The following is a 25693-nucleotide window of genomic DNA, read 5'->3' as shown; positions in this document are numbered from 1 at the left end:
TGTTCGGAACAAAAAGAAAGGCTCGTCCTTGTCTTGACTCCTGGTGGTCTGGACCATGAAACTGGGCGGAGCGCGCTACCCCGGACACCGTCGTCTCGAGGAGAGCCCATGTCCCGTTTGAGAAGAGTCGCCACGCTCGCCGCCCTGGTCCCGCTGGCGCTCGGCCTGGTCGCCACCCCGTCCCCCGCGGCGCCGGCGACGTTCACACACCCGGGCGTGCTGGTCAGCCGTCCCCAGCTCGACTTCGTCAAAGCGCAGGTGAATGCCGGCGCCCAGCCGTGGAAAGCCGCCTACGACCAAGCCAAATCGAGTGCGTATGCGTCGCTTTCGCGCACGCCGAAACCGCGTTCGGTCGTCGAGTGCGGCCCGTATTCGAACCCGAACAACGGTTGTACCGACGAACGGGAAGACGCGATCGCGGCGTACACGGACGCGCTGATCTGGTACATCTCCGGCGACGCCCGCTACGCGCAGAAGGCGATCGCGCTGATGGACGCGTGGTCGGCGACGATCACCAGCCACACGAACAGCAACGCGCCCCTGCAGACGGGCTGGGCGGGTTCGTCCTGGCCCCGGGCGGCGGAGATCATCAAGTACACGTACACGAGCTGGCCGAACTCCGGCCGCTTCGGCACGATGCTGCGGAATGTGTACCTGAACAAAATCATCAACGGCAGCAACAGCAACGGCAACTGGGAACTGTCCATGATGGAGGCCGCGGTCGGGATTTCGGTCTTCCTGGAGGACAAGACGAACTTCGACAAGGCGGTGACACGCTACCGCAACCGCGTCGCGGCCTACGTCTACCTGTCCTCGGACGGCTCCCTCCCGAAGACGGTCCCCGGCAGCGGCCTCTCGACGCGCGACCAGATCGTCGGCTACTGGCAGGGCCAATCGACGTTCGTGGACGGCCTGACCCAGGAGACCTGCCGCGACTTCACCCACACGGGCTACGGCATAGCGGCGATAGCGGACGTGGCGGAGACGCTGCGCATCCAGGGCCAGGACGTCTACGGAACGGACGTGGGCGAGCGCCTGCGCCAGGCCCTGGGCTTCCAGTCGAAGTACCAGCTGGGCACGGCCCCGCCGTCCTGGCTGTGCTCGGGCCACCTGAACCTGGGCTTGGGCCCGGTGACGGAGGTGGGCTTCAACGCCCTGCACACGCGCCTGGGCATCGCGATGGCGAACACGCAGACGCTGACGGAACGCCAGCGCCCGGCGGGCTCGAACAACCTGTTCGTGGCCTGGCAGACCCTGACCCACGCAGCAAACCCGGCTTGATCTTGCCGCCCGATCCGCCTGACACGTTTCCGCAGGTCAGGCGGATCGGGCCCCCGAGTGCAGGCAGCTTGCACGGGCACGCTAGAGTACTTCTCACGCACTCAGCGAGTGCGGGTCCGGGCTGTGGCGCAGTTTGGTAGCGCACTTGACTGGGGGTCAAGGGGTCGCAGGTTCAAATCCTGTCAGCCCGACGGACACGGAAGCCGCTTGGCCTGGGTGAAAGCCCAGGTCAGGCGGCTTTTTTGTTTCTCCAACTTTGCTGGCCTACCGACCCCACCGGATTCCCTGGGGACCACCAGGGGACCACGTCAGCTGACACGCGGCGACGACCTCCGAGCCAACTGACACGCGGCGCCATACCATGGCACCCACCCGAGGCCACCTCGACCGAGGCAGCGACCAGCAAAGACCCCAGCGAAGTCGTTGCATATAGTTAACCACAACACTTGTAACGCTCAGCAACTACCGACCGACAAGGCTGGTCATGGACGATAATCCCGCCGCGCGACTGGCTTCAGTGCTCGAAGCGGCAAGAGCGAATGCGTCGAACGATTCAGCTTACCCCATCTGGATGCGGATTCTCGGCATCGAAGACGAGCGACTACTTCCGATTGCCATAGCTGAGCTTTTCGCTCAACAGGAACAAGTAGTGAGCGCAATAATGGCTCTCCCGGAAGACGAAGACCCCGATCACCTTCTTCTGCACATGCCTGCGGTCTCAAAATTCGTAATGGACCTGCTTGCAGTGCGCAATGTTCCGATGATTAACTACTCAAATCAGGTAACAGGCGAGATGATCTACAGCCTCCAGACCTGCGCGCGAGTACTTCGCAGACACGGGCTCCGAGAAACTCAACTTGAGAAGCCCAGCCTGGAAAGCATGTTAGACGTTATCCAGAACCTCATCAAAGAGGTATCCGCCAGCAATCTACCCGAACAACTTCGCGTTCTAGTTTTTCAGAGGCTCCAGGATGTCCAAACAGCCTTGACCCTGTACAAAATCGGCGGATTCCCCCGAGTCCAAGAGTCCATGGACTCGCTCACTGGCACAACTTTTCGTATCCACTACAGCCAACCCCAAGAGGGAAGCAAGATTGCCAACATGGTTCGCAAACTTTTCTCTTCTTTTGAAAAGTCCGCACCCGGAGTAAAGGCAATCGCTTCGAGTGCCGAGGCTGTACACAAGACAATCGACACATTCTTGAATTAGTCAGCACTATCCTCAACGCAAATAAAGGTAATACTCCACGACCCAAGTGGGCCCCCATCAAATCACACGAAGTCTTGACAATCGCGGCGACCGCAGGTGCCTCGTCAGGAGTTCTCCAGCTTCAGTAACCGCTTGTCGGCCCGGATGCAAATACCTTTGGGTAGTCGAAAGCGAACCATGACCCGCGATTTTACGCAGGTGGTGCACTGGCACACCGGCATCCGCCATCCAGGTCAAGCCCGTATGCCTCAAGTCGTGGCGCCTCAGGTGGTCGTGCCCGAGCTTCGCCACTACCTCGTCCCAGGCCGTCGCGTCACGCAGCACCGCCGTAGTAATACGGCCTCCACGCGGCCCCTTGAACAACCGGCCATCCGGGTCGTTGTCGGCGAGGGCGATACGCCGCTGAACCAACTCCCGGATGTCCTCGATCAGCGGAACCGTCCGCGCCCGCTTCCCCTTCGTCCCCTTATCCACCAGCCCGCCAGGCGACGGCGTGGTCTGCCGGCGAACCATCCAGGTCCACGACGAGGTGTCGATATCCCCAACCCGGCAGCCTGAGACTTCCCCGATTCGGGCCGCCGTGCAGGCAGCGAACAGCACCACGTCACCCCAGCCCCGGTACTCCCCCGACGACCGCGCCACCAGGGCGTCCGCCAGCGTCGTGAGCGAGATCCAGTCTGGCAGCGCCAGCGACCGCGGATCGTCCAACTCGTCCTCGGCGCGCTTGTACTCCTGCTGCCAGCCAGTCACCCGAGCCGGGTTCCGGTCGATGATGCCGTCCCGGAGAGCCTGCTCCATAACCCTGACCAGCACCGCAATGCTGTTCTTCACCGTCGACCGGCTGCACTCATCCGCGATCCACGCATGCACTGCCCGGTCGACCGCCCCGTTCGTGATCATGCTGACCGGCAGGTGCCCCAGCGTCGGGACGACCCGCTTCCGCCAGCCGGCCAAGTACGGATCGGTGGTCTTGGCCTCCAGCCCGCGCAGGGCGAACGTCATGTTCGTCGTTCCGTAGTCGGCCAGCTTCATCGTCGCCGTGTTCGGATCGACGCCCTGAGCGGCGGCACGCTCCATCCGGGTGATCCAGTCGCGAGCCTCATCCTCGGACGCGAACGCCTCCGACTTGCTCGGACGCCTCTTCGTCACTGGGTCGATCCACCGCACCCGAGCGCGGTACGGACTCGCCCGCCCAGGCCGGTACTCGACATCAGACGACAATGAGACGCCGAGCGGCAGACGCACATCGCCGGCCATCACGCAGCCGCCTGACCTGGATCAACGCGCCTGCTCCGTAGCCACGCTTCGATGTCCGACGCGCTGTACACGGTCACCCGCTCGGAGAGCTGAACGAAGGGCGGTCCCTGCGGCGGCCGGGACGTTCGCCACCTCCGCACCGTCGACGGATCAACGCCGAGCAGGGCGCCCAACTCCTCAGTCGTGAGCCACCGCCCATCCACCAGTCGCAGTTCCATGTCCACTCCCCCTTAGGCCGCGAGCTCGGTTGCCGAAGTTTCTGGAGGTCTCTCCGCCGCCAGTAGCGCCCGGTCGTACTCGGCCTTCCACGTGATCCGCTCCGCGATCGCCCGCATCACCAGGTGCGGCCGAGGCGGGACCTGCGGGTCTCCGGGCTCGACCTTGCGCCAGACCTGCTGTGACCGGTCGGCCGCCGGCTTCTCGATCCCGACCGCCGCGAGCGCCTGGAGCACGAAGGCCCGCCGGTCGGCTTTGTGATCGACGAGCGTCTTGCCCGACCACTTCCGCGACACGAGGACCCGGCGGCCGGGTAGACCGAGCGTGGTCCGGCGGTGAGCCCGCCCCTTGCAGTGCCCAGGGGTGGTCTTGCCCGTGACGCCCTTAGGCTGGACACCGTAAAGCAGCCAGACCGCGCAGCGCGGCGAACAAGGCGTCACCGACAGCTCCGCGTGAAGCCGGTCGTGATGATCGGCCTGGGCCGCGCTGTCCGCCTCGACCACTTCCCCGGTGGACTTCGTCAGATACTTGGTCAGGTAGCCGATGTGGCGGCCGGCCTCTTCCGTGCCGCCGAGGATGCCCTTCGAGTGCACCTGACGCCCGAACCGGACCACGTGCGCCGGATGCTCGACCGCCTCCACCGCGTCGTCCCACCGGGTCAGCGGCTCACGCGTCTCTGGATCAACGAAGCCGGTGTCTGGGCCGCCCCAGACCGGCAGGCGATCGGCGTAGACGATCTCGTCATGCGCCGGCCACCACACCTGGTGATAGGTGGCCTCAGTGACCTGGCGGATCACGTCGTGCGGCACCGAGCCCCGGATAGCGGCGTGCAGGTGCGGTGCGGCCCGACGCTGAGGCTCAACAGTGGCGAAGTACTGCGCGTCCCAGCCGACGACCCGGCGCAGGTTCTGCCACCACCGATCCACCAGCGCCGAGAAGTGCACCGCGTCCCGAGCAGCCCGCCGGTAGTCGTACCGCGACGGGTCGACCGGAGCACCGTCACCGCGGACTGGCCCGTAGGTGTCGCAGGTCAGCGTCACGAACATCGACGGCCGGAACTTCCCCGCGTACTCCCGGCCCACGGTGGTCTTCGCGACCTTTCGCCGAGGGAGGTTTGGCGTGTCCTGCCTGCGCTTGGTCGACCGCTTCACCGCAGGTTTGGCCGGGACATTGAGGGCGGGCAGCCGGCCCCGCATCCCAAGTTGCCGAAGTTCCGCGTCAACCCCTGCGACCTCCTCCCGCAGCTCCTCGGCCTCCGCCTGGTCGTGCTCGACCACCTCCCGGTAGGCCGCGACAAGGTCGGCGCGGTACGTCAGCAGTTCCTTGTGGTCCTCCGACGGAGGAGCAGGGGTGAGGCTCGGTTCTTCGGTCATGTGCCAGCCTTCGCGGCACTGGACCTGCCGCAGCGCCTTCGCCTTCCGGGCGCAGGGCAGACAGACCGACTCGACAGTGGCCCCACAGGGCACCGGGACGTACCGAAGTTCGCCGGTTGCGGTGTCCCCCACCTCCATCGTGAATGGACGGACACAGACCCCGTGTTTCTCCGCTGTCGCCCGGATGACGTCAGCAGCCAGCGGTGTCCGCATCCGCTCTGCACGTGTCTCACCCATCAGGCCGCCACCTCCCCCGGCGAGGACCAACCACGCAGAAGGAACACCGGCATGTTCTGCCTCGCTCCGGCCGGGAGATCCGGGAACGTGCTCGGCTCAAACCGCACCACGCCGAACACCACGACGGGGATGCCGCATGGCGTCCGGCCGGTGATCGACAGGTGCACCTGCGTCCCGTCGACCAGCCGCCACAGCCGAGCCGAGACGTCCTCGAGCGTCTGCGTCCACACCAGCAACGCGCGCGCGACCTCCGGCAGCCCGTCCACGTCGAGCTGAACGGTGATCGGGCTGGACCAGGCGTTGACGTCGACCGACGCGGCCGGCGGCAGCTGGTGGGATTCCAGGTGGTCACGGATGGCGTCGAGGAAGATCATCAGACGGTTCACGCGGCCACCCCCTCACCGCCGTGTCGCAGATCTGCGACACCACCGTTGGTCACGTACGCCTCCAGCGCCTTGACCGTGCTGTCGGAGACCCAGCCTGCGCGGATGCGCAGGGGTTCGCGGATGCCTTCGCCCCAGACGTACCCGACACCCGCTTCCGAGTCGCCGATGCGGTTCGCCCAAGCCCCGCGCTCGTACGCGCCGTCGCCGAGGACCATCCCGACGTGCGTCTTCGAGGTGACGCGCAGGCACACCCGCCGGGTGAACAGCTCCCGCACGGGGACGGTGTCCTTAGTGGGCTCCTGGACGTAGCCGCGGACCGAGATCCCTAGTGCCCGGCCTTGGGTGGTGAGCAGGGCGACGCGTTCCACAATGGCCTCACGAGTCTTGCGGTCGGTGTACTTCGTGAGTGCGCCGATCTCATCGAACTCCAGCAGCTCCAACGGATACTCCGTCGACACCGGAATGGTCCGGAGCCGACCGGCGAACGCGCGCTTGCGCGATTCCATCTCCTCCACCAGACCATCGAGCAGCTCGACCGCGTCCTTACCTCCGACCGCGTACCGAGAGAAGATGCCGCGCCCGTAAGCCAGTTCCATGCCCTTCGGGTCGATCCCGGACATCCTTACCACCCCAGCCCGGATCGCCGACGCGGCCGCGACGAGCGGGCACCACATCACCGAGTTCTTGCCCGCACCGGAGGCACCGGCGGTCAGGCAGTGCGCGCCGGAGCCCAGCAGCGGGACCCGCCAGTCACGCCCGTACTCGGTCCGCCCCGCCCAGACGTTGCGCAGATCCACACCGGATGAGTCGACGCCGTCGGGGACCTGCGGGCCGGCCACCCCGCCGCCAAGAAGGTCACGGCGCTGAAAGTCGACCGACACAACGTTGGGAGCCAGCTCACGAACCTGGCAGCGAGCAACCTTCCGCGCAACAGCCAGCGCCCGGGCAGCCTCGTCGAAGTCCTCCGGCTTCTGCCCGGCCACCAGCTCCACCCGCACCTCATCCCACGAGGCACCCGACCGAACGCCGAGCACCTTGGGCAGCCGCGCGTTCGCCCGGTTCGACGTCGACCGAGACAGCGCGCGTCGACGGCCGACGAGGTTCACGTTCACCACCACCGGCAGCGCCTCGTCCCGCACGGAAAGACCACAGGCGTGCAGCCATTCCGGCAGCTTCCGCCCGTAGACCGCCCAACGGGCCCACCAGGAGCGCAGGAACCGCCAGCACCACTGGTCGAAGGAGACGGCGTCGATCAACCACCACGTCGTGAGAGCCATTGCGACTCCGCCCAGTACCAGGGCGAGCGACTGCCAGCCCAGCAGTTCGCACCAGGCGTAGACCGCGACCACGGCGAGACTGGTCCGCCACCGGGTCACGACCTGCGCGAGCATCCAGACCACGGCCTTGCACAGCCACCACAGAGCGACGAACACCACTGCCGCCGCAGCCAGACCTTCGACCACCGAAGCCAGGGCGCGGCCGATCTTGTGCAGCACCCACACGCCGAGCCCCAGCCCAGCCAGGGCGACCGCCGCGAATCCGGGAGACATCACCGACCACCCCGCTTCACGTCGAGGTCCAGCGGCAGCATTCCCAGACAGGGGGCGCACTTGGTCTCGCCGGGCAGGAGTTTGGCGAATCGTTTGCAGGAGGCGCAGCGCGTTCGGGTGACCCCCGTTGACGCTCGCCCGTTGTCATCGTTTAGCGTTGTCATTGTTCACTTCCGCTGGTTGTGGACAGCGCAGGAGCGGCAAGGTTGGTAGCCAGGCACCGCTTCTGCGCCTTACGGATCACGATCATCCGCATCAGGATGTGTTTCATCACCGCACGTCATTGCGTGCGTTTTTTGCTGGTACTGTTGACTTTTCGGTCGTCTACATGGGACTAATCAGCGGGCGTCCCCTCCGCCTGGAGTTCCGCCGAGATCTCACCCGCCTTCCGCTCCTCGTACCCAGCCCAGTACAGCGCCTCGTGGTGATGCCCCCGGTCGACGTCCGCGACAGCCTTGTACAGCCGCGCGTTGCCGAGCCGGAACGCCAGCCAGACCGATGGGTTCGCGTCGTTCGGTGGTCGGCGGTCCATCACGACCTCGTGAGCGTCTCGCAGCGTCTTCGGCTCACCCCTGCGCACGGTCACGCCTCCCCGCGCGGACTTCCAGCAGCGCCGCCAATTCGTCGGCGTGGTCGCGGAGCCGGCGAAGGAACACCGCGCATCCCGTCCACGCGGTCTGGTCCTCCGGCGGCACCAGCGTCACCACGCACAGCCCACCAGCCAGCACCAGGACCGGCGGGTGGGACGCGCCCGTCCCGGTCTCCTCCACCGTCACCTCGGTACCCGCGCCCACCGTCCAGCGCAGCCCCAGCCCGTCCCACGTTGCCGTCATGTCGTTCCCATTCCCGGGCCAGGTCGGCAAACCCCTCGGCCGCCGATTCCAACGCCGCCACACACCACCACGGCAACCCGCGCACCTGCGCCAGCTCATGCCACGCTCGGGAGACTCGCCGAGCCGCATTCGCCGTGTTCGTCGCACTCACCGGCGACAACACCGCACGGCCGTGCTCCCACGCGGCCATGTAGTCCCGATACGCCTGCTCCCACGCCTCGACCCGCTCGCGGAAGCCCACCACCGTCACGCCGCCTTCGCCGTCTCACCGGACCCACCGGACCGGGACGCCTTCGCGTTGCTGGTGGCCTGCTTGAAGCCGGTCGCCCGGAACACGTAGGACTGGTACTTGAACTCACCCTGACCAGCCACCTTTGGCTCAGCGGTCAACCCCTCCAGTTCGATCGGCCGCATCCCCGGCAGCGCCTCCGACGTCGTCGGCACCGGCTGCACGTCGGCCAAGAGCGTGATCTCGAACGACGCCCGCTTCGCCCGCGTCTCCGCCGGGTCGGTGACCATGACCTTCCACTGCCGCTTACCCGTGATCTCATCGACCCGCTGCCGCACCGGGCGATTGGCGGCCCGGTCCTCTCGCGACTGGTACTCGTTGTCGGGCGACACTTCGCCCACCATCACCAGGCCCTGGGTGAATGCGTCGTCGAAGTCGATGCTGAACCGGTGTCCCTTGTCGATAGCCATGCTGAATCCCTTGTGTCGTCTGCTAATTAGTAGCTGTTGGCGGCTCTTCGCCTCGTGCCGCTGCGGCGTCCAATGCCGCGCTCACCTCGTCCAGTTCCCTCCGCAGTACGGCGATCGCGTCGGAGTCCACAAGCAGGACCACCGGGAACGCCTTGCCGAACCGGACTTCCGCGCGGTTTGCGTACGTCAGCGCCCTGACACGAATCGGCAGATCAGCCGTGACGTGGATCTGAACCGTGTCGCGCATGCCACGCCGCGCCTACGCCGCACGTCGGCGAGGTACCGCCCGCTTGTCCAAGCCAGCCGGCCGGACGGCGGTTTCAATGGTCACGCCTACCTCCTCGGTCTCCTGGCCACCGGGCCTGCCCCGGCAACCTGACACCCAGACTCCGCCAAAACGCGGGACGTGATCACCACATGGCAGGACATCTCGGGACGTCCCTGGTACCGTCGAAGACGTCCCTACACGTCCCAAGGGGTGCCGATGCCGAACGAACGCCTGCGTGACGCGCTGCTGCGCAACGGCCTGACGTTGGAGCAGGTCGCCAAGGCCGTCGGGGTCGATCAGAAGACCGTCGAGCGCTGGATCACCAAGAACCGGACGCCCTACCCCAAGCACCGGCACAAGATCGCCGCCATGGCCCGCGAGTCAGAGACCTACCTGTGGCCGGACTCCGTCGCCCCGGAGCGCAAGGCCGAGACAGCCGCTGCCGAGCTTGTGCAGGTCTTTCCGCACCGCAACGCCGTCCCCGTCGAGCTATGGGATCGGCTGATCAAGGAAGCAACGGAGACCGTGGAGATCCTGGTCCACGCGGCGTTGTTCCTGGTGGAGCGCCCGCGGTTCATAAAGGACCTGACAGCCAAGGCAGCCGCCGGCGCCCGAATCCGGCTCGTGTTCGGAGACCCCGAGGGGGAGAGCGTCGCCCTACGCGGCGAGGAAGAACAGCTCGGCGATGGGACGCTCGCGGCACGCATCCGAAACGCGCTGGCGTCGTACCGACCCTTGGTCGGAGTCGACGGCGTGGAGATGCGGTTCCACAACACGACGCTCTACAACTCGATCTTCCGGTTCGACGACGAGATGATCATCAACACGCACGTGTACGGCTTTCAGGGAGCCCACGCCCCGTCCCTCCACCTGCGGAGACTCTCCGCTGGGGACCTCTTCGAGACGTACTCGGAGAGCTTCGAGTCAGTCTGGAACCTCGCCAAGCCGGCCACCTTCTAGGAGGCAGCATGACCCGAGTCGACCACTACAACGACCCGAACGCACCCAAGGCCAACAGCATCGCAGTCGCAGTGTCAGCATTCATCCAGGACAGCGAAGGCCGGATCTTGATGATCAGGCGCACGGACAACGACCTGTACGCCATCCCAGGTGGCCAGCTTGAGCTCGGCGAGACCCTGGCCGAGGCAGCCGTCCGGGAGGTTCGCGAGGAGACCGGCGTCGAATGCGAGGTGACGGGCGTGATTGGACTCTACTCCGACCCCAAGCATGTCATTGCCTACGACGACGGAGAAGTTCGCCAAGAGTTCTCGATCTGCTTCCGAGCACGCCCCACCGGAGGCCATCTCAGCACGAGCATTGAGAGCAGCGAAGTACTTTGGGTCGGTGAGGCTGATCTACCAGCCTTGAAGATTCATAAATCCATCCAACTCCGCCTAGAACACGCATTAGAGAACCGGCATGAGACCGTATTCACATAGTCACTTGAATCCACCATAGTCAATCTTGGCTATCCGCCGAGCTTGCATCCTCGACTTCAGCCTCTGGAGGCTTAGTCTCACCCTTGCGAACCGCACGCAAGCGAGTTAATCGAGTTCGCCCCCAAGGTGTCAGGGTCCAATAAATCCCACGATCAGAGGCTGTCCGCTTTCTCGTACCTCGCTCTACGAGGCCCAACGCCTGAAGTTGTAGAAGCGCCGTTTCGAAATCACTGGGACTTGCCTTTACTTCGTCGATCTCAACATCGGGGAATATTGAAGTCACCCCTTCCACTTTTCGAAGTTTACTCTTCGGAATTTTCTCTTCCGCCCACATGATCGCCTGTTCGAGAACATCCTCCTTATTAAGGCGTGAAACTTCTTGATTGAATCGAACTTGAAGCTGTGACTGCATTGCTTCGTCCAGCATTAGCGGACCAAGTCCAAAAAGGATCTCGTTCCACGTCATGGATCCGCTTCCGACAATTTTTTGATAATCAGACAAACCAGAGTTGCCAGCTAAGTTGCGGATTCGCATGCGCGCCGGCAAAGTGAGCTCGATATACTCGTCCTCATCGGCGAGGCCAGCAGCACCCACAGGCGGCTGAAAGGCGTCATGCTTTATCTCGCTTTCCAAGGCTGCAATTTTATCCTGAGCCGCGGCCAGCTTGGCCAAGGTTTCAGCAGAGTCTCCCGCTCCACCCCTAACCCAACCCACGGCGGGATATCTAGAAGTAAACGATGTATAAGAGAGCGCAACTTTGCCAGACAATTCTTCGGCATTACTCCAGAATTTTACATGTTTCGCTACTTCTACTTTTTTTCGGAATTTCTGCAGAAGCTCTCGAGCTTCGGGGTCCCCTTCACTATTCCTCATCGGCAAGTCGGCAGGACTTTTGTGAAGAAACGCCATCACTGGCTTACCTTGCGCAGTAGCGTAGTCATACTCCTTTTCCGTATAACTGACCCCGTCAGAATCCGTCGATCCATACCTTCCACCAATAACCAGAAGATAATAGTCCGACTCGTCGATCACTCGTTTGATTAACTCCCAGGCTTCGTCGTCTGCAGCCGGAAAAAGCTCCATTCCAGCCGGTAATGCTCGAAGCTGCAGGAGAGTAGAGATAAGCGCTTGCCTCTCTTCAATCAGATCGGTATAGGTTGAGCTTATAAAAACCTGATAGCGTGGCAGGTCAGGCAACCTGGCCTCCTAATTTATTCATCGCGTAAAGACTATTAGCTTTGCCGAACTTGGCTCTATGGGATCAAGGGCGTGCCGCCGCAGGCGGCACGCCTGTCACCTACGTAGCTCCTCGCCTTGGCGGCCGCATCCGCTTCCGACACGGCGGGCTGCCGCTCCGCTCCGCCCGCCGGCCGGGCGGTGCGGCCGCCAGCGGGTCACCTGGCGCAGCGCCGCGCGGCGGCGGCACGCGAGTCCCCTGGGCCATCCCGGTCTCCTCGGCAAGCTACGAGCGTTGGTGACATTCGGGTCGTTCGTGACTCGATCTCCGTTACGCACCGTCGTGGGAGACCTCCATCCCGACGCCTGATCGTGACAACGGCCGGTAGCACCGCGTCAAGACGATGAAGCGTGTCTTGACCCGGCACCACCGGCCGCGTGGAGGCTTCGTATCGGGATGCAGGGCAGGGTGTGACTGGTCCGCCAGGCCGTCTCCAGGCCGTCAGAGGTCAGGAAGAGGCAAGCACCCGCGAGAACTGGTGACAGACAAAACCGCAGCTCAGCCCACCTAAGAGGCAGGAACGCCGAGGTCGAGCAGAACACCGGAGCAGATCATCGCGATCTGGTCGATCAAGCCCGATCTTGGGGACCACCGGGGGACCACACGTCGTGCACGCCAGTGAACGACCAGGCATTCCCGACACGCCAGTTGATCACGTACACGGGCCCTGAGCTGCGAAAACCCCGACGCCCCCGTCCTGGGGGTCAAGGGGTCGCAGGTTCAAATCCTGTCAGCCCGACGGACAAGCCACGTTTACCCAGGTAGACGTGGCTTTCGTCGTCTCCGGGGCCGTCCGGAAGTACCTTCCGTACCCTCCCCCGCGCCGCCCCGGCGCTAACGTGCAGCAAAGCCCCGCGGGGAGGGTCATGCTGGACATCATCGGTCTCCGGGAAGCCGACCTCGACGTCTACCAGGCCTTTGCCGGCTCCGGGTCGATGACCCACGCCGAACTCCGGGAGGCCACCGGGCTCTCCGATGAGCAGCTCGGGCCCATCGTGCGCGTCCTCACCAGGAAAGGGCTGCTCGCGCGGCTTCCCGGCACTCCCAAGGCCTACGCGCCCGTGCAGCCGGAGATTGCGCTCGGGGCCATGCTCGGGCGCAAGCAGCAGGAACTGGCCGCCGCGCGGTTGGTCTGTGAACGGCTTGAACAGCGGTTTCGGGACGCTCCCGCGCAGCATTCCGTCGACCTCGTCGAGGTCGTGCACGGCCACGAGCGCATTGCCGAACGCGCCGACCAGCTTCTGCGGCGGGCCAAGCAGGAAGTCACCTTCGTGGACAAGCCGCCCTATGCGCAACCGCCCACGGTCCTGCATCCCGCCGAACGGGAGCTGCTCGGACGCGGGGTTCGGTTTCGGGGGGTTTACGACCGGAGTGCGCTCGAAGTGCACGATCTTCCCACCGATCTCGAGGCCGGGCTCGTGCTCGGCGAGGAAGCCCGCGTCGTGCCGGAGGCGCCCGTCAAGATGATTCTCGTCGACCGGGACTTCGGGCTGGTTCCGCTGCGGTCCGATCTTCCCGAAATCCGCTCCGCGCTCGTCATCCGGCGGTGTGCCCTCCTCGACGCGCTCGGTGCGCTCTTCGCGCTTCTGTGGCGCGAAGGGCTGCCGCTGCGGTTCCCCGGCGCCGAGCAGCCGGGCGTCCTCTCCTTCGATGACGCCCGGCTGCTGGCCCTGCTCACGACCGGCCTGCCCGACCGCAGCATCGCCAAGCAGCTCGGCATGAGCTACCGGACCTTCCAGCGCCGGCTGCAGAACCTGATGAACCAGCTCGGCGCCGGCACCCGGTTCCAAGCCGGGCTGCAAGCCGCCGCGCGCGGGTGGGTCGCGCTCCCCCGGCCCGACGTCAGGGAGTGAGCTCGTACGCCCGCTGCACCGTCTGCGTGACCGTGTCGCCCGACGCGTCCCGGGCGTCCGTGCGCAGCCAGACGAAGCCGCCCGACGGCTGGTTCACCGTCACCGTCCACACCGCGTCGCCGTGCGGTTTGGCCACCGCCGCCGTCCAGGTGCGGCCTTCGTCCACTGAGGACGACACCTTCAGCTGCGTCACCGGGCCGCCGCGGGCGCCGGAATGGGACGCCGCCGCGATGTCGAACGTGAACGCCGGACTCGCCGGGGCCCGGTTCGCCGGGTCCAGCGGGATCCGGTAGTCCAGCTGGATGAGCGGCTGGAACGAGCACGCGGTCCCGGCCGGGTAGCAGGTGTACCCGGCGGGTGGCGCCGTCGCGGAGCGCGCCGAGGTGAACGTCCACGACGTGTCGGTGCGGGGCGCGCGCTGGAACAGGACCGTGCTCGGCGTGCCCACCCAGGCCTGGGCCGGCATCACGTCGGTGACGTCCAGGCGGTAGGTCGCCTGCTCCGGCGCGAGCCGGAACACCGGGAACAGCGCCAGCGGATCGTCCGCATTGGACCGTGGGACTTCGGCGCCGTCGCGGAACAGGCGCGCTGTCGTCCCGGTGAAGTAGCGGGCGTTTTCGTAGGGGCTCGTGTAGTTCGCGCCGTCCGTCCACTGCAGAGCCGGGACGAACAGGTCCGGGTCGGTCCCGCCGCGGCACAGCGAGCACAGCACCGTCCAGCCGCTCGCCGTCGCCGGGTAGCGGGCCGGGTGGTCGAGCGGCAGCTCCACCGCCGTGCTGTGCAGGGGCGCGCGGAACCAGTGCTCGTCCGGCCGCGTTCGCTCGCCCGGGCGGTAGGTGCCCTGGCGGTTCATCGCGAGTGACGCCCGTCTGCCCGTCGCGTCGGTGCCCGACAACGTCACCACGCGCTTCCAGACGAGCCGGTCGTCGCCCGGCCCGGTGTACTCCGTCCACGTGCCCGGCACCGGGATCTTCTCGCCCTGCACGAGCTGCGTCTTCCACGAGCCGGTCGGGAACGCGTACCAGGTCTTCTGCCCGCTCAGGTCCGGGCGGTCGGCGTGGTAGGCCGTCTTCGTCGCGACCAGCGACACCCGGTCGACCCGGCGCGTGAGGTCTTTCGGCACGCCGTTGCGGTCGAAGTAGCTGAGGTTGTACATCGCGTCGGGTGCCGCGCGCACCACGAGGTGCACCGACGTCGCCGCGCGCAGCGCCTCACCTTGTTCGGAGCCCAGGGAAAGCGTCGGGACCACCGTGCTCGTCAGCCCCGGGATCGGCGCCGCACCGGCGTACGGCAGCAACACTGTCCCGCCCGCCGCGGCCACCTGGCGGGCCGCGGCCGACGCGCTCGCGGCGACCTCCTCGGGGGTGCCCGCCGGGAGCCGCACGAGGACGGCCTTCCCGCGGACGTCGGCCGCCGCCAGGTTCGCCGCCTCGGCGAACACGAGCGGCAGGGTCCGCTCGCCGGGCAGCTTCGCCGTCAGCGACGGGACGTCGTACGCCGGGTTGAGCACGGCTGTTCCCGCGGTGAGGGAAACGGCTGCCGACGACAGGACCGCGCTGTCCTGCACCGAGATCGTGCCCGTCGTGGTGGCCGGCGCCGGCGCGACCCGCACGTCCCACGCGGCGCTGCCGGTCGACAGCCCGGCTTCGCCGATGTAGCCGCTCGTGCCCGCCGACGCCGGGATCACCCGCCGCAGCATGACGGTCCGGTCCCGCAGATCGGCGGGCTCGGGCATGACGAACGTGGCCGGGACGGCGGTCGCCGCGTCCAGGGTGATCTCCGCCGGTCCGGTGACCGCGACCCCGGCGGCGCTGACGGCCGACCAGCGGCGCGCCGCGGCGCCGTTTTCGACGATCCAGCCCAGCGCCGAGTACCGGCCGGCGGGCACGCCGACGCGGCCGACGCCGTCCACCAGGTCGACCTGCTGGCTGACCTGGTCGAGGAAGGGGTCGTTGCGGTTGGCGGTGCCGGCGCTGTCGTCGATCAGCTGCACCGAGGCCAGCGACGCGGGCGCCCCCGTCGAGTCCAGTACCCGCACGGTGACCGGCGCGAGCGCCGCCGCGTTGTACGCGCTCACCGCGGTGCGCACGGCGTCGGACCCGTCCGCGGTCGTGGCCAGCACCGAGCCGCCGTAGACGCCGGCGGTGCCTTGGTTCGGATCTTCGCTCAGCTCCACGGACTTCGTGGAGTTCGGTGGCACGGACAGGGTCGTCCCGGACAGCTGCATCCCCGGGAGGGGCGCGGCCTGGTCGTCCCACGGGTGCACCTGGAGCTTGAGCGTGAGGTCGAGCGGCTTGTCACCGGTGTTGGCGTAGGTCAGCGTCCGGGTGATCCGCGCCGCCGTGGTGCGTTCGGTGCGGCCGAAGCTGGCCACGGCCGTCCCGCTCGATTCCTGGGTGACGGCGCGGGCGATGTCGAGCAGCCCGGAACCCTGCTCGTACCACTGCAGGCCGACGTCCTTCGCCGTGCTGACCAGCTCGTTCTTCAGCGCCTCCCCGGACAGCCCGGGGTGCTGCTGGAGCAGGATCGCCGCCGCGCCCGCGACGTGCGGCGTGGCCATCGACGTGCCGGACAGCCGGGTGTAGAAGTCGTCGACCGGGTCGCCGAGCGCCGTGCCGGCCGCGCGGGCCGCCGCGATGCCGACACCCGGCGCGGCGATCTCCGGCTTCACCGCCGCGTCGCGCAGGCGCGGGCCGCGGCTGCTGAACCACGCCAAGGAGTTGTCGCGGTCGAGGGCGCCGACGGTGAGGGCCGACGCCGCCGCGCCCGGGGTCGTCACGGTCCGGTCGCCGGGACCCGCGTTGCCCGCGGCGACCACGAACAACGTGCCCTTGTCCGCCGAAAGCGTGTCCAGCTGCTGGCTCAGCGGGTCGTAGCCGTCGCTCACCCCGGCGCCCAGGCTGAGGTTGACGATCTTCGCGCCCTGCGCGACGGCCCAGTCGACGCCGGCCATCACCTGCGCGGTGTCGCCCTCGCCCGAGGCGTCGAAGACCTTGGCCACCATCAGTTTCGCGTCCGGCGCGACACCCTTGTAGCGCCCGCCGGAAGCGGCGCCGGTGCCCGCGACGATCGACGCGACGTGCGTGCCGTGGCCGTTGCGGTCGACGACGTCGCCTTCCCCGCTGAAGTCCGCGGCGGCGACCGTCTTGCCGGCCAGGTCCGGGTGGCCGGCGTCGATGCCGGTGTCGACGACGGCGACCGTTGTCCCGGCCCCGGTCAGGCCGTGCTGCCACGCGGTCGGCGCGCCCACCTGGATCGTGCTCTGGTCCAGCGCCACCCGGACCTTGCGGTCGAGCTGGACCGCCGAAACCCCGTTGGCCAGCGCGGGTTTGCCCGTCGCGTCCCGGGTCACCAGGGCGTGCCAGAAGTCGGCCGCGCCGGCCTTCTCGACCCGGAGGCCGACGCCGTTGGCGGTGGTCAGCGGGATCCGGCGGTCGGTGCGCGGGAGGGCTTTCGCCTTCGCGTCCAGGGCCGTGGCGGAGAGGGCGGTGCGGCCGCCGTAGCGGGCGATGACGGGGATCGTCGCGGTGGCCGCGTCGTCCCGGCCGTCGCCGACCAGCTCGGTGAGGTTGAACAGGTCGCGGTTCAGCACGCCGGTGCTGACCAGCGGGAGGGCGTCCGAGGGGTAGACGAGCAGGCCTTCGGCCGTGGTCGTGATGGTGAAGGCGGGCTGCGGCCGGTCCGGCCTCGACGCCGGTTCGACCTGGGCGGTGCGGTGCCCTGCGCTGTCCTGTTCGTAGGTCACGACGTCGCCGGTGAGCAGCGTGACGCGGTGGACGGCAGGCGGCGGCGCCGCTGCTGTCGCCGCGGCAGCTTCCGGCGCGGGCAGCGGGGACAGGACGATCGCGGCGACGACGGCCAGGTGACGGCGCTTCGGCCGGTGAGGGGGGCGCGGGGACATCGGGACCTCACTCTCCTCGGATGCCAGGCGGCGGCCGTGGAGCACGGCCGCCGCGAGGGTTTTTCCGAGGATGAGCGAGGTTTTGCCAGAAAGACACGGGTTCGGCTGGCGGGGTGTCGCCATCGGCGACATCCCGCCAAGGGGAAGGCCCGGGCCGAGTGACGGCCCGGGCCTTCCGGGGTGCGACCCGGCCGGAGCGTCTCCCCGCTCTGACGGCCCGGTCGCGGCGGGCGCTCCGCCGCGCCTGGCGGATGCCGCACGCGAGGGTCGTGGGCGCCCGCGAGGCAGGGGCGGCCGCCGGATGCAGGGCGGCCACCGGAAGCAGGGCGCCGCCGGGTGGAGTGCGGCCGGGCCGTGAGGGTGCCTGCCCGTCACGGCCCGGCCGCGGCAGGGGTTCCGCCGCCGGGTCGGGGTTCTTCCGGGGCGGTGGCCGGCACCCGATCGGGGTCACCGGCGATGCCGCTGGGCGAAGGTCAGTTCTCCATGCCCGGCGTGCGCTGGTGCAGGGAGAAGTCCAGGCGGTTGTTGTCGGTGTCCGTGCTCAGGATGTCGCGGGCGCTCGCACCGGCCAGCTGCTCGGTCGCCGCGGTCTCCGGGACCGCTGCCTGGCCTTCGCGCGGGGTGAACGCCGACGTGCTGAACGCGACGCCGTCGACCTTCGCGCCCGTCTGGCTGAAGACCGCCACGCCGCCGCTCGTCGGGATGCCTTCCACCGTCGAGAGGAAGAACGGCACCACGTTGGTCTGGTCGGCGATCGTGCCGGAGAAGTTCTGGCCGGTCAGGACCACGAACTGGCCGGGGTTGCCCTTCGGCTGCAGCACCGTGCCGGCCGGCAGCGCGATCGTGTCCAGCACCGCGTTGCCCGGGCCGTAGACGCGGATCGTGTAGCCGGTCAGGTCCTGTGCGCGGTTGGACACGTTGCGGATCTCGATGAACTCGTCGGTCGGGCCGTTCGGGCCGCGGGTCGAGACCTCGTTGATCACCACCGACGACGAAACGGCCGGCTGCTCTTCGGTCGCGGCGGCCACACCACCGGCCGCGAGGCCCGCTACCGAGGCCAGGATCGCCGAGCAAGCCAGAAGACGACGCATGATCGAATCCTTTCGGGGAGGAATTGAGAATACCGCTGTCCACCATTCCGGAACTGTTTTCCGTCGGTGGCCGGACCAGTATCCAAGGAAGATCGACGCGATCGGAAGGGGCCAGTTATCCGGTACTTTCAGCCAGCCGGCGCTGCCGCCGGGTCACGGCGGCGGCCAGCTCCAGCTCCGTGCACGGGGTTTCCAGCACCCGGCTGAGCCAGCTGCGCCAGTACGGTCCGGGGATGCGTTTTCCCCGCTCCCACCGGGAAATCTCTTCCCGGGTGACGCTGTCGTTGCCGGACATCGCGTGCAGCCTCGCCGCCAGGTCGTCCTGGGACCAGCCCAGCGCCGTCCGCCGTTCGGCCAGCAGTTCGCACATCGAATCGAACGACGTTCTTTCCCCGCGCCTGCTTTTTGCGGGCACCACGAACACCCCTTTCTCCGGATTTCGACGGAAATTCAGTTCCGCGCTCGCACGCAGCTGAAGTCGACGAGGTTGTCGTCGGTGTCGCGGCTCGCGGCGTCGCGCGATTCCGCGAGCCCGGGGCACGGCGCCGCGGCCTGCCGCTCCCGGCACGGCGACGACGCCGTCCAGCCGACGGCGTCGGCCCGCACCCGGCGCTGGTCCAGCAGCATTTCGCCGTCGCCGGGCACCTCCGGCACGACGAGCTGCGCCGCTTCCGTGCCGCCGAAGCCCGCGGAGGCGATCAGGAAGTGCCCGCCGGCCGGCAGCACCGCGCCTGCCGGCAGCGACGCCAGCTCGACCGGCGCCGGGCTGCTGCCCGTGCACGAGCGCACGGACCAGCCGCCGAGGTCCACGTCCGCGGCGCCGACGTTGTGCAGGACCAGGTACCCGGCCGGGCCGGCCAGCACCTCGTGGATCTTGACCACCGAGGCCGCGGCGACCGGTACCGGGACCCCGCCGAGCGCGAGCGACACGGCCAGCGCGCCTCGCGCGATCACGGAACCGGCCTCCCGGGGGAACGGCTGCCTCGCCGACGCCGAAGTGCTCACTCCGGCCACACTAGGAAAAAGATCTCCGGGTCACAGGGACCGGCCGGTACCGAACCTGGCCCGCGAGCAGTACTCCCGGTACCGCCGGTACCGCGCCCGGGTCAACCGCCGGCACCCGGCGGGCGCAACGGCGTCGCGCAGGGCACCGGGGCGACGCCGGACGCGAGCGCGTGCACCAGCTCCCGCCGGCTCGAGAACCCGAGCTTCTGCAGGATCCGGCTGGCGTAGTTCTTCACCGTCTGCCGGGCCAGGTGCAGCTCGCCGGCGATCTCGTCGTTCGACCACCGGCAGAGCATCAGGGCGAGGACGTCCTCCTCCCGCTTGGTCATCGCGCCGGTGTAGGGCAGGGACCCGGCGAGCAGCGGCGCCGTCTCCCCCGCCGGCACCCAGACCCGGCTGCCCGCGAGCGTGGCCCGCACGGCGGCCATCAGCCGCGCGCCGCTGGCCGACTTGTGCACGAAGCTGTCGGCGCCGGCGTTCAGCGCCATCGCGACGGCCGCGGGCGAGGCATCGCCGGCGAACACCAGCACGGCCGCGCGGTCGAGACGTTCCTTGGCGAACTGGCAGATGCCCGCTCCCGCCGGCTCCCCGGCCAGCGACAGCTCGGTGATGACCAGGCCGGGCCGGGAGGTTTCGCACTGCCGCAGGGCTTCCCGTTCGCAGCCGGCTTCGGTGACCGCGCGCACCCCGGCGTAGTCCCGCAGCAGCTGCCGGATCGCGTACCGCAGCACGGGCTGGTCGTCCACCACGAGCGTCGTGACGCAGTGCATGGTTCCCCTTCGGTGTCTCGTCCGGCTCCGGCCGGATGCGATCCTGCCGCTTTCTTCGCCACGCGCAGACCGTCATCCGGGTGATACGTGGCGTTCACACGACGAAACCGTCCTCGATTGCCCGGCGAAACAATCCGCAGCGGCAACTCTCGCAAACGGCGGAGAGATCACCGGCGAATGCCGTCGTTCCTAATGATGAATCACGGACGTCACGCGGTGACACGCGCGATTTCCGGTATCGTCGCCCCGCCGGCCACCGACCGTGAATCCCCAGGAGAACGCGTGAACCCTGCTGCCCAGGCCCGCTGCCACCGCCCGGACCCGGCCGCCATCGTCCTCGCGCAACAGGTGCTCCTGCGGTTCGGCACGGGCGACTTCGCCGGCGTCGCGCAATTGCTCGCGCCGCGCGTCGAATGGCACGGTCCGACCCCGGAAAACCCGGGCGGAGCCTGCGAAATCCGTACCCGGCGGCAGGTCGAGTCCTTCCTTTCCGCGTTCGACTCCGCGATGACCGTCGCCGGGCTCACCGTGGGCCGCTGGGTGTGCGAGGAGGACACCGTCGTGGTGCTGGGCCGGATCCGTTGCCAGGCCAGGGCGAGCGGCGCCGAGACGGCCTACGAGTTCGCCGTGTCCCTGACGGCCGGGGCGGACCTCGTCGACTCGTGCTGGCTCCTCGCGCACCCGGTGGGCACCGCGGCGTGACCGGCACCGCCCGGGGCCGCCGGACGCGCGAGGAGCTCGTCGACGCCGCCGCCGCGATCTTCGACCGGGTCGGCTTCGCCGGGAGCACGCTCGAGCTGGTCTGCGCGGAGGCCGCGGTGACCAAAGGGGCGCTGTACTGCCACTTCCCGTCCAAGGCGGCGCTGGCCGCCGCGGTCGTGGAGCGGTACTGCCCGGTGTGGTGGGACCTGGCGGCCCGGCTCTCCGCCCGGCAGTCCAGCCCCGTGCAGGTGCTCGTCGGCCTGACGTTCGAGGTCGCCCGGCGGCTGCAGCACGATCCGGGGTACCGGGCGAGCGTCCGGCTGCCGCTGCACGCCGAGCTCGCGGACGTGCTGGCACCCGCGCACTTCCTGGGCTGGCTGGCCGTGGTGCGCGAACTGCTGCGCGGCGCCCGGCACGCGGGCGAACTGCGCGGCGACGTGGACGTCCCGGCGGCCGCCGAAAGCACCGTCGCGGAGTTCGCCGGCACCCACCTCCTCGTCCGGGCCACGGCCGGCGAGCAGGACCTCGCCGGCCGCGTCCGCGCGATGTGGCGGCAGCGCCTGCCCGGGCTCGTCGAACCCGGCACCTCGGCGCGGGTGCGCCTGGAGGCCCCGGAGCCGGGGTGACCGCCGAGGGGCGCCGGTCACCCCGGTCCGTTCAGGAGCCGACCCCGCGCACGCTCCTGCGCCGCGGTCCTCCTCGCCCCTGGCGGCGGAATCCTCCGCCGCCGGCGGAAAAGTACGGCCGCGGCGGGCACGTGGCCCACCCCCGGCCGGGTGATACCCGGGGTATCACCCGGCCGGGAGGTATCACACGATGCCGAGGTCGCGGGCGAACGCGGCCAGCTGGGTGCGGCTGCGCAGGTCGAGCCGGGCCAGCATGCGGGAGACGTGGGTCTTGATCGTCGACTGGCTCAGCCCCAGCTCGGCCGCCACCTCCAGGTTCGAGCAGCCCCGCGCGACGAGCCTGAGCACGCTCAGTTCCCGTTCCGTCAACGGAACCCGCGGCTGCGCCGGCCGCAGCGGGGCACGGGCACGGAGCTCGTCGAGCAGGTCGCCGGCCGCGGGCGGGGCCAGCCAGGCCCCGCCCGCCGCGACCGCGCGGACCACGGCCGCCCACGGGCCGGTGCCGGCCCCGTCGACGACGTAGCCGCGCACGCCCGCCTGCGCGGCGGGCACCGTGTCCGCCGGGTGGTACGCGTCGGCCACGAGCACGACGGCCGGCGGGCGGCCGGTGCGCGCGAGGTTTCCGACGGCCGTGACGCCCTCCTCGCCGAGCGCGGCCCGGTCGAGCACCACCACCGACGGCGCGAAGTCCGCGAGCTCGGTGACGACGTCGCTCCAGGGCCCGGCGGCCCGGTGCCGCACCTCGATGTCCGCCTCGCCGGCGAGCAGCCGCCCGATCCGCCGGGACCGGCGCGCGCAGGACAGGATCAGCAGAACGCGGATCACGGCCTGGGTGCCCCGCTTTCCCCGGGTCCGCCGGGAGAACACGTTGGGGGGCAATGGTTCGGACCTGTGGTCCCGATCAAGCCGCGTCACCTCCGGAGCCGTTCGCCGTCGCCGGCGGAAAGTAGCGCAGCTGCCCGTGGATCTTCGCTCCCGGTGCCGGAGATCACCGGTTCGCCGGACCACGGATCCGCCGTCCGGTCGCCCGGACCCCGGCAGAAGGACGCACCGCCCGCTCCCGCCCCGCCTTCGCTAGGGTGGGCCGAGCCGATTCGAGGGGGCAGCGATGACCGATCAGGAAGGCGCCGACTGGATTCCGCCCGGTGCCGATCTTTCCCGGCCCAGCGCCGCGCGGATCTACGACTACCTGCTCGGCGGGGCGCACAACCTCGCCGCCGATCGGGCGGTCGCCCAGCAGCTCGAGGCCATCCAGCCGCAGGTCGCGTCCGTGGCGAGGCGGAACCGGGCCTTCCTGCGACGGGTCGTGCGGTTCATGCTCGACCAGGGCGTCCGGCAGTTCCTCGACCTCGGCTCCGGGATCCCGACCGTCGGCAACGTGCACGAAGTTGCCCAGGACGTCGACGAGAACGCCAAAGTCGTCTACGTCGACTACGAACCCGTCGCCGTCGCGCACAGCCGGATGTTGCTCAAGGGGAATCCGAACGCCGAGGCGCTCGAGGCCGACGCCACCGACACCAAGGCCGTGCTCGCCTCCGAGGCCGTGACGAGGCTGATCGACCTCGACCGGCCCGTCGGGCTGCTCGCCATCACGCTCGGGCACTACCTGCCGGAGGTGCGGGGTGTCTTCGGGGCTTACCGGGACGCGCTCGCGCCCGGCAGCCACCTCGCGCTCACCCACCTCACCAACGACTTCGCCGTCCTCAGCGACCCGAAGATCGCCGAGACCATGCGGTCGACGCAGGACAACATCTACCCGCGCTCGCGCGACGAGGTGCTCGCGCTCTTCGACGGCTTCGAGCTCGTCGAGCCCGGGCTGACCACCTCCGCGAACTGGCGGCCGGACCGGCTCGCCGCCGTCGTGGATCCCGAGGAGGACGGGCTTTACGCCGGCGTCGGCGTCAAGCGGTAGCCGAGGGACTCGCCGATTTGCAGGTGTCAGGGCGGGCCTTACAAGCGCACGGCCGAGCCTGACAAGAGGAAGGCCGATGTCCACTCGTCGAGCTCTGTCAGCCGCGCAGTCAGCTCTTCGATTTCGGCCCAGCGGCGGTGCTCGCGTTCCAGGTCCGGGACCAGGAAGTCCTCCACCAGCAACAACAGCGTGGCGATCTCGTACGCGACGTCGGCGAGGCGCAGGAACGGCCGGTACTCCGCTTCGGTGCCCGGCCCGTGGGCCACGGCCCAGGCGCGGGCGCCGTGGCCGGCGGCGCGGCACACCGAGACGACCGTCCGCCGGATCCGTTCGCGCCGCGAATCCGGGCGCCCTTCGGTCAGCGGGGCCACGTTCCACGCCACCGACAGCAGGCAGCACCCGGCGTCGTCCATTGAGTTGTGCTTCACGGGACGTACTCTGCGGACCTCCGGGCACAGTCCCGGTGGTGCGACGCGCCGGGTCACCCCATCGTGTGACGAACCGGCCCGGATCGGGCGAGCATCGGCAGTGAGACGAAGTCCGCCAAGGCCTGCTGGCCGGCCGCGTTCGCGTGGATGCCGTCGCCGTTGTCGTACGCCGGGAGGATGCTGTTCGGCTTCAAGGGATCCTTGAGCACCTGGTCGAAGTCGACGACGCCGGAACACGCGCCACCGCAGCTGTTCCACTTCGAGACGAACAACCCGATGTCGTGCCGCGCCAGGTTGGCCCGGTCGTCGTAGCCGGGCCGGGGCGTGCTCGGCGTGACGTAGACGGCGATCCCGGCGTCCCGCAGCCGCTGGAAGACTTCGCGGTAGCTCGCCAGGATCGTCGGCGCGTCACAACCGTAGGCCAGGTCGTTGGTGCCGTAGTAGTAGATGACCGCCGTGACGCCGTGCAGTGCCAGAACGTCCCGGTCCAGACGGCTCGCCGCGTCCAGGCCGGCGACCGACGGCGGCATCCCCGGGCAGGTCCGCGCGCTCGTCGTGCCCGAGACGCCCGCGTTGGCGACGGCCAGCGGTGCCGAGGCGGCGACGAGCCGCCGCGCGAGGTCGTCGGTCCACCGGCGGTCCGCGCCGAGCTGCGTGCAGCCGGGACCGCAGTCGGTGCTGCCGATGCCGTCGACGACCGAGCTGCCGAACGGGACGACCGTGCCCTTCAACGCCGGGTTGTGGACGTCGACGGCGCTCACGACGTACGTCGCGCCGACGGTGGAGGTGAACGCCCCGGCCGAGACGTCGGCGGTGTGGTCGCCGGAACCGGGTGCGGTGAGGTAGTTGTCGCGCAACGCCGCGCCGTGGCGGCCGGGGACGGCGGTGCCCTCGACCGCCATGCTCACGGCCAGGTTCGTGTCCGGCCGCGTGACCAGCTTCGCCTCGTCGCTCCAGACCTCGCCGCCTGCGGGGATCGTCACCGCGCGCCGGCCGGCGAACGTCAGGTCGCGCACTCCCGACACGGACGCGCCGGTGCCGCTCAGGCCGGCGGTGGCGTGCCCGATCGTCAGCGGGCCCGTGCCGAGGGTGTTCTGCAGCCGGACGCGCACCGCGTCGCCGCCCTGGCTCAGGTGGGTGATCATGCGCAGCGTCTGCCCGGACACGGGCGCGTCGGCGTGCCCGTCCTGCGACTGCGCCCACGACGTGAACCAGGCCGGCCCGGCGCCGTCGGCACCGGGCGCCGAGGCGACGACGAATGCGGAAACCGCGGCCAGGACAGCGATCCGATGAGCTGCTCGCACGGTTCTTGATCGTAGGGAGCGGGTCACGAGACCGGCAAGCAGCTCGTCCGTTCTTGTCAGGGCCCCGGATTCCGGCGACGCTCGGCACCCTCGCCGTCCTGCACCGGCCGCCGT

Annotated in this window: 25 protein-coding genes and 1 tRNA gene; 9 read left to right on the top strand and 17 right to left on the bottom strand. The window is 68.8% G+C overall.

Going from position 1 to position 25693, the window contains the following annotated elements; translation table 11 throughout:
- Positions 1-108 precede the first annotated feature (108 nt).
- The 3 genes from ACWEN0_RS12340 to ACWEN0_RS12330 all read left to right on the top strand — a co-directional run bounded on the left by ACWEN0_RS12340 (position 109) and on the right by ACWEN0_RS12330 (position 2491).
- Positions 109-1281, top strand: coding sequence for an alginate lyase family protein (locus ACWEN0_RS12340; protein ID WP_451972306.1), 1173 nt, complete (start codon positions 109-111; stop codon positions 1279-1281).
- 117 nt (positions 1282-1398) lie between these two features.
- Positions 1399-1472, top strand: a tRNA-Pro gene (locus ACWEN0_RS12335).
- A gap of 293 nt (positions 1473-1765) precedes the next feature.
- The gene (locus ACWEN0_RS12330) at positions 1766-2491 is read left to right on the top strand and encodes a hypothetical protein (RefSeq protein ID WP_451972304.1); all 726 of its coding nucleotides are present in this window, start codon (positions 1766-1768) and stop codon (positions 2489-2491) included.
- Between the two features lie 57 nt (positions 2492-2548).
- Here ACWEN0_RS12330 and ACWEN0_RS12325 read toward each other — a convergent pair whose 3' ends face one another.
- The 8 genes from ACWEN0_RS12325 to ACWEN0_RS12290 form a co-directional block, all read right to left on the bottom strand.
- A complete protein-coding gene (locus ACWEN0_RS12325; RefSeq protein ID WP_451972302.1) occupies positions 2549-3658 on the bottom strand; it encodes a tyrosine-type recombinase/integrase in 1110 nt (369 codons plus the stop codon).
- 89 nt (positions 3659-3747) lie between these two features.
- The gene (locus ACWEN0_RS12320) at positions 3748-3966 is read right to left on the bottom strand and encodes a helix-turn-helix transcriptional regulator (protein ID WP_326949832.1); all 219 of its coding nucleotides are present in this window, start codon (positions 3964-3966) and stop codon (positions 3748-3750) included.
- A 12-nt stretch (positions 3967-3978) separates the two neighbouring features.
- Positions 3979-5574, bottom strand: a complete 1596-nt coding sequence (locus tag ACWEN0_RS12315) for a replication initiator (protein ID WP_451972300.1) — start codon at positions 5572-5574, stop codon at positions 3979-3981.
- Positions 5574-5960, bottom strand: a complete 387-nt coding sequence (locus ACWEN0_RS12310) for a hypothetical protein (RefSeq protein WP_451972298.1) — start codon at positions 5958-5960, stop codon at positions 5574-5576. Before ACWEN0_RS12310 ends, ACWEN0_RS12315 begins: the two co-directional genes overlap by 1 nt.
- On the bottom strand, positions 5957-7510 hold the full coding sequence (locus ACWEN0_RS12305) for an FtsK/SpoIIIE domain-containing protein (RefSeq protein ID WP_451972296.1): 1554 nt from the start codon (positions 7508-7510) through the stop codon (positions 5957-5959). The genes ACWEN0_RS12310 and ACWEN0_RS12305 overlap by 4 nt, the downstream gene beginning before the upstream one ends.
- A gap of 334 nt (positions 7511-7844) precedes the next feature.
- Positions 7845-8096 (bottom strand): AMED_5909 family protein, encoded by a 252-nt coding sequence (locus tag ACWEN0_RS12300; RefSeq protein ID WP_451972294.1) that lies wholly within the window; start codon positions 8094-8096, stop codon positions 7845-7847.
- The gene (locus ACWEN0_RS12295; RefSeq protein ID WP_451972293.1) at positions 8077-8343 is read right to left on the bottom strand and encodes a hypothetical protein; all 267 of its coding nucleotides are present in this window, start codon (positions 8341-8343) and stop codon (positions 8077-8079) included. Before ACWEN0_RS12295 ends, ACWEN0_RS12300 begins: the two co-directional genes overlap by 20 nt.
- A gap of 246 nt (positions 8344-8589) precedes the next feature.
- Complete coding sequence (locus ACWEN0_RS12290) at positions 8590-9042, bottom strand: hypothetical protein (protein ID WP_451972291.1); 453 nt, start codon at positions 9040-9042, stop codon at positions 8590-8592.
- Positions 9043-9526: 484 nt separating this feature from the next.
- Between ACWEN0_RS12290 and ACWEN0_RS12285 the strand changes: the two genes are divergently transcribed.
- Positions 9527-10270, top strand: coding sequence for a DUF5919 domain-containing protein (locus ACWEN0_RS12285; RefSeq protein WP_451972289.1), 744 nt, complete (start codon positions 9527-9529; stop codon positions 10268-10270).
- Between the two features lie 8 nt (positions 10271-10278).
- Positions 10279-10749, top strand: coding sequence for an NUDIX hydrolase (locus tag ACWEN0_RS12280; protein ID WP_451972287.1), 471 nt, complete (start codon positions 10279-10281; stop codon positions 10747-10749).
- 19 nt (positions 10750-10768) lie between these two features.
- Here ACWEN0_RS12280 and ACWEN0_RS12275 read toward each other — a convergent pair whose 3' ends face one another.
- Positions 10769-11947 (bottom strand): DUF4062 domain-containing protein, encoded by a 1179-nt coding sequence (locus ACWEN0_RS12275; RefSeq protein ID WP_451972285.1) that lies wholly within the window; start codon positions 11945-11947, stop codon positions 10769-10771.
- Between the two features lie 906 nt (positions 11948-12853).
- On the opposite strand from ACWEN0_RS12275, the gene ACWEN0_RS12270 reads away from it, so the two are divergent.
- Positions 12854-13840: a helix-turn-helix domain-containing protein gene (locus ACWEN0_RS12270; protein ID WP_451972283.1), complete on the top strand. Its 987-nt coding sequence runs from the start codon at positions 12854-12856 to the stop codon at positions 13838-13840.
- On the opposite strand, the gene ACWEN0_RS12265 is transcribed toward ACWEN0_RS12270, so the two are convergent.
- The 5 genes from ACWEN0_RS12265 to ACWEN0_RS12245 form a co-directional block, all read right to left on the bottom strand.
- Positions 13830-17741 carry a S8 family peptidase gene (locus ACWEN0_RS12265; protein WP_451972281.1) on the bottom strand — a complete coding sequence of 1304 codons (3912 nt, stop codon included), beginning with the start codon at positions 17739-17741 and terminating at the stop codon, positions 13830-13832. The two genes, ACWEN0_RS12270 and ACWEN0_RS12265, sit on opposite strands and share 11 nt — an antisense overlap.
- 473 nt (positions 17742-18214) lie before the next feature.
- On the bottom strand, positions 18215-18832 hold the full coding sequence (locus ACWEN0_RS12260; protein ID WP_451972279.1) for a lamin tail domain-containing protein: 618 nt from the start codon (positions 18830-18832) through the stop codon (positions 18215-18217).
- Positions 18833-18947: 115 nt separating this feature from the next.
- Complete coding sequence (locus ACWEN0_RS12255) at positions 18948-19202, bottom strand: helix-turn-helix transcriptional regulator (protein WP_451972277.1); 255 nt, start codon at positions 19200-19202, stop codon at positions 18948-18950.
- An 80-nt stretch (positions 19203-19282) separates the two neighbouring features.
- On the bottom strand, positions 19283-19837 hold the full coding sequence (locus ACWEN0_RS12250) for a lamin tail domain-containing protein (RefSeq protein WP_451972275.1): 555 nt from the start codon (positions 19835-19837) through the stop codon (positions 19283-19285).
- A 101-nt stretch (positions 19838-19938) separates the two neighbouring features.
- On the bottom strand, positions 19939-20607 hold the full coding sequence (locus ACWEN0_RS12245; protein WP_451972273.1) for a response regulator transcription factor: 669 nt from the start codon (positions 20605-20607) through the stop codon (positions 19939-19941).
- 282 nt (positions 20608-20889) lie between these two features.
- Between ACWEN0_RS12245 and ACWEN0_RS12240 the strand changes: the two genes are divergently transcribed.
- The gene (locus ACWEN0_RS12240) at positions 20890-21309 is read left to right on the top strand and encodes a nuclear transport factor 2 family protein (protein WP_451972271.1); all 420 of its coding nucleotides are present in this window, start codon (positions 20890-20892) and stop codon (positions 21307-21309) included.
- A complete protein-coding gene (locus tag ACWEN0_RS12235) occupies positions 21306-21935 on the top strand; it encodes a ScbR family autoregulator-binding transcription factor (RefSeq protein ID WP_451972269.1) in 630 nt (209 codons plus the stop codon). Before ACWEN0_RS12240 ends, ACWEN0_RS12235 begins: the two co-directional genes overlap by 4 nt.
- Positions 21936-22118: 183 nt before the next feature.
- On the opposite strand, the gene ACWEN0_RS12230 is transcribed toward ACWEN0_RS12235, so the two are convergent.
- Positions 22119-22760 (bottom strand): LuxR C-terminal-related transcriptional regulator, encoded by a 642-nt coding sequence (locus ACWEN0_RS12230; RefSeq protein ID WP_451972267.1) that lies wholly within the window; start codon positions 22758-22760, stop codon positions 22119-22121.
- Positions 22761-23043: 283 nt separating this feature from the next.
- Here ACWEN0_RS12230 and ACWEN0_RS12225 point away from each other — a divergent pair, with 283 nt between their 5' ends.
- The gene (locus ACWEN0_RS12225) at positions 23044-23847 is read left to right on the top strand and encodes an SAM-dependent methyltransferase (RefSeq protein WP_451972265.1); all 804 of its coding nucleotides are present in this window, start codon (positions 23044-23046) and stop codon (positions 23845-23847) included.
- Positions 23848-23885: 38 nt separating this feature from the next.
- Here ACWEN0_RS12225 and ACWEN0_RS12220 read toward each other — a convergent pair whose 3' ends face one another.
- On the bottom strand, positions 23886-24275 hold the full coding sequence (locus ACWEN0_RS12220) for a hypothetical protein (RefSeq protein WP_451972263.1): 390 nt from the start codon (positions 24273-24275) through the stop codon (positions 23886-23888).
- Between the two features lie 53 nt (positions 24276-24328).
- Positions 24329-25579, bottom strand: a complete 1251-nt coding sequence (locus tag ACWEN0_RS12215; protein ID WP_451972261.1) for a GDSL-type esterase/lipase family protein — start codon at positions 25577-25579, stop codon at positions 24329-24331.
- Positions 25580-25693 lie beyond the last annotated feature (114 nt).

This window comes from Amycolatopsis sp. NPDC004378 (assembly GCF_053602455.1).
The sequence above is the reverse complement of the archived record's forward strand: the minus strand, read 5'-3'. Positions and strand labels throughout refer to the sequence as shown.

Excerpts from the sequence above, each read along its gene's own strand:
- ACWEN0_RS12320 (WP_326949832.1), bottom strand. The coding sequence starts at position 3,966 with ATGGAACTGCGACTGGTGGATGGGCGGTGGCTCACGACTGAGGAGTTG.
- ACWEN0_RS12295 (WP_451972293.1), bottom strand. The coding sequence starts at position 8,343 with ATGACGGCAACGTGGGACGGGCTGGGGCTGCGCTGGACGGTGGGCGCG.
- ACWEN0_RS12245 (WP_451972273.1), bottom strand. The coding sequence starts at position 20,607 with ATGCACTGCGTCACGACGCTCGTGGTGGACGACCAGCCCGTGCTGCGG.
- ACWEN0_RS12265 (WP_451972281.1), bottom strand. The coding sequence starts at position 17,741 with ATGTCCCCGCGCCCCCCTCACCGGCCGAAGCGCCGTCACCTGGCCGTC.
- ACWEN0_RS12340 (WP_451972306.1), top strand. The coding sequence starts at position 109 with ATGTCCCGTTTGAGAAGAGTCGCCACGCTCGCCGCCCTGGTCCCGCTG.
- ACWEN0_RS12290 (WP_451972291.1), bottom strand. The coding sequence starts at position 9,042 with ATGGCTATCGACAAGGGACACCGGTTCAGCATCGACTTCGACGACGCA.
- ACWEN0_RS12305 (WP_451972296.1), bottom strand. The coding sequence starts at position 7,510 with ATGTCTCCCGGATTCGCGGCGGTCGCCCTGGCTGGGCTGGGGCTCGGC.
- ACWEN0_RS12260 (WP_451972279.1), bottom strand. The coding sequence starts at position 18,832 with ATGCGTCGTCTTCTGGCTTGCTCGGCGATCCTGGCCTCGGTAGCGGGC.
- ACWEN0_RS12225 (WP_451972265.1), top strand. The coding sequence starts at position 23,044 with ATGACCGATCAGGAAGGCGCCGACTGGATTCCGCCCGGTGCCGATCTT.
- ACWEN0_RS12280 (WP_451972287.1), top strand. The coding sequence starts at position 10,279 with ATGACCCGAGTCGACCACTACAACGACCCGAACGCACCCAAGGCCAAC.
- ACWEN0_RS12255 (WP_451972277.1), bottom strand. The coding sequence starts at position 19,202 with ATGTGCGAACTGCTGGCCGAACGGCGGACGGCGCTGGGCTGGTCCCAG.
- ACWEN0_RS12315 (WP_451972300.1), bottom strand. The coding sequence starts at position 5,574 with ATGGGTGAGACACGTGCAGAGCGGATGCGGACACCGCTGGCTGCTGAC.
- ACWEN0_RS12285 (WP_451972289.1), top strand. The coding sequence starts at position 9,527 with ATGCCGAACGAACGCCTGCGTGACGCGCTGCTGCGCAACGGCCTGACG.
- ACWEN0_RS12270 (WP_451972283.1), top strand. The coding sequence starts at position 12,854 with ATGCTGGACATCATCGGTCTCCGGGAAGCCGACCTCGACGTCTACCAG.
- ACWEN0_RS12330 (WP_451972304.1), top strand. The coding sequence starts at position 1,766 with ATGGACGATAATCCCGCCGCGCGACTGGCTTCAGTGCTCGAAGCGGCA.